Origin of the sequence: Micromonospora parastrephiae (assembly GCF_016802865.1) — a bacterium.
Lineage (GTDB): Bacteria > Actinomycetota > Actinomycetes > Mycobacteriales > Micromonosporaceae > Micromonospora > Micromonospora parastrephiae.
On sequence record NZ_JAEVHM010000370.1, the window covers coordinates 1 to 2,313 of the forward strand.

At 70.2% G+C, this 2,313-nt stretch carries 2 protein-coding genes and 1 pseudogene; 2 read left to right on the forward strand and 1 reads right to left on the reverse strand.

All coding sequences use genetic code 11. The annotated features are described in order from the left end of the window. Positions 1-85: 85 nt before the first annotated feature. Positions 86-484: pseudogene (locus JNW91_RS31065) on the reverse strand (aminotransferase class V-fold PLP-dependent enzyme); the annotation flags it as partial. 170 nt (positions 485-654) lie between these two features. Here JNW91_RS31065 and ctaC point away from each other — a divergent pair. Both ctaC and JNW91_RS31075 read left to right on the forward strand, forming a co-directional pair. Continuing rightward, positions 655-1,626 (forward strand): aa3-type cytochrome oxidase subunit II, encoded by a 972-nt coding sequence (gene ctaC, locus JNW91_RS31070; RefSeq protein WP_203179012.1) that lies wholly within the window; start codon positions 655-657, stop codon positions 1,624-1,626. Between the two features lie 9 nt (positions 1,627-1,635). Beyond that, entirely contained in the window at positions 1,636-2,061 is a 426-nt protein-coding gene (locus tag JNW91_RS31075; RefSeq protein WP_203179013.1) for a cytochrome c oxidase subunit 4, read from the forward strand. The last annotated feature ends 252 nt before the right edge of the window (positions 2,062-2,313 follow it).

The following is a 2,313-nucleotide window of genomic DNA, read 5'->3' on the forward strand; positions in this document are numbered from 1 at the left end:
CTCCCTACCGGTCGGCTGTTACGGCGTTCCGGTGCGGTTGTTCCCGCCCCGGCGTCCGATATGCCTTCGGTCAGCTCATTGGCGCGCGGCCCGCGCGGTTGGCAGGCCGGGCACCGGGACGTCCACCGCGAGCAGCGCGCGTCCTGCGGGCCCGCCGTGTCCAGTGCAGGACGGCCGAGTGCTCGATCGCCGAGTGCACCAGCGTCGACCCGACCCGGTGCCGCCCGGCCAGGCCACCGAGCACCGCGCCGTGCGCGGCCGTCGTACCGCTGGGGGTGAAGGACAGCTCGTCGGCGCGGACGCCGAGCGTCTGCGCGGTGGCCTCGCGGGCGGCGTCGAGCAGCTGCCGGGCGCGGCGGGCCTGGGTGTAGAGCTTGCCCGGGTCGGACCAACCGTCGTCGAGGGCGGCCAGCAGCGCCTGCCGGGCGACCGGATGCGTCGGCGCGGCGGTCGCCGCGTCCAGGTAGACCGGGGATGCGCTCACGAATGAGTACGCTATCGCGGCGGTATGCCCAGGATCCCCCCGATGGGGGCGGACAGTGACCCCACCACGGCCGGGGCCGTCATGGTCGAGTAATCTGCGACCGTCGGTGACGCCTTTGCCGTCGGTGCCGAGGAAAGACGCACCGCGGCGCGCTAGGGAGGCAGGACCAGGTGGTCGCAAGGAGTTCGGAGGTACGGCCGTCGGCCGTACGGCACAGCGCTTCCCCAGGGGCCGGTGGGCGCCGGCGGCGCGGTGCTGGTCGGCTGGCCGGGCTCGGTCTCGGCGGCGTGGCGCTGCTGGTCCTGCTCACGGGCTGTGACGTCGGAGCGGCGTTCGACGGCTTCGGCTGGCCGCAGGGGGGCATCTCGGCAGAGTCCCGGCGGATGTACGACCTGTGGATCGCTTCCTGCATCGCCGCCCTCGCGGTCGGCGTCTTCGTGTGGGGCCTGATCTTCTGGTGCGTCGTGCGCTACCGCAAGCGCGGCAACTCGCTGCCGGTGCAGACCCGCTACAACATGCCGATGGAGTTCCTCTACACCATCGCGCCGATCCTGATCGTCTCGGTGCTCTTCTACTACACGGCGATCGTGCAGACCGACGTGAACAAGCTGTCGAAGAACCCGGACGTCACGGTCGAGGTCGTCGCGTTCAAGTGGAACTGGCAGTTCAACTACCGCGACGGACAGGGCACGCAGGCTCGCACCACCGCGTCGACGCTGGGCACCAGTGAGGTCATCCCGGTGCTGGTGCTCCCGACCAACCGGTCGATCCGGTTCGAGGAGACCAGCCGCGACGTCATCCACTCCTTCTGGGTGCCGGAGCTGCTCTTCAAGCGGGACGTCATGCCGGGCAAGATCCGCAACGTGTTCGAGGTCTCCAGCCTGGAGACCGAGGGCGCCTACGTCGGGCGCTGCGCCGAGCTGTGCGGCAGCTACCACGCGTTCATGAACTTCGAGCTGCGGGTCGTCTCGCCGGAGAAGTACGACCAGTTCCTGGCGGCGAAGCAGAGCGGCAAGTCGACCCAGGACGCGCTGGTCGCGATCGGCGAGCAGCCGTACGCGCAGACCACGCAGCCGTTCGACACCCGGCGGACGCAGAGCAACTTCAACCCGGACAGCGCTCCGGCCCGTACGGGAAGCTGAGGCAGCCGCATGAAGACCGAGTGGCGTATCTTCCTGATCATCGCCGGGTTCCTCTTCGGTGCCACCATCCTCTACGGCGCGTGGACGCACGGCGAGTCCGGCAACATCGAGTGGGTGGGCACCGTCGCCCTGCTGCTGTCGTTCCTGCTCTGCTCGATGTGCGGTGGCTTCTTCTGGTTCGTCTCCCGCCGGATCGACCTGCGTCCGGAGGACCGTCCGGACGCCGAGATCGCCGACGGCGCTGGTGAGGTCGGCTTCTTCAGCCCGGGCAGCTACTGGCCGTTCGGCCTGGCGCTGGCCGCCGCGATCGCCGCGCTCGGCATGGTGTTCTGGCAGTACTGGCTGATCGGCGCCGGCCTGGTGGGGGTCGTCTTCGCCGCCTGCGGGCTGCTGTTCGAGTACTACACCGGCACCCGGCGCACCGCCGAGCACTGATCCACCCGGTCGCCGCCGCGACCGGCTGTCAGCACCACGAAGGCCCGTTCCCCAGGTGGGGAACGGGCCTTCGTCGTACCGACGGTCCGTCGCCGGAATGATCGACTCCATGTCGGCGATGTGGGGGTGACAGCGCGGCGGGATGCCCCCACGTCGGCGAGCTGGAGTGGATCACCAGTCTGCGCGGCCCCGAATGGGCCGGGCGGCGCGGCGCCGGGTGGACCGGGTCGTACAAGGCGTGGCTCAACGGGT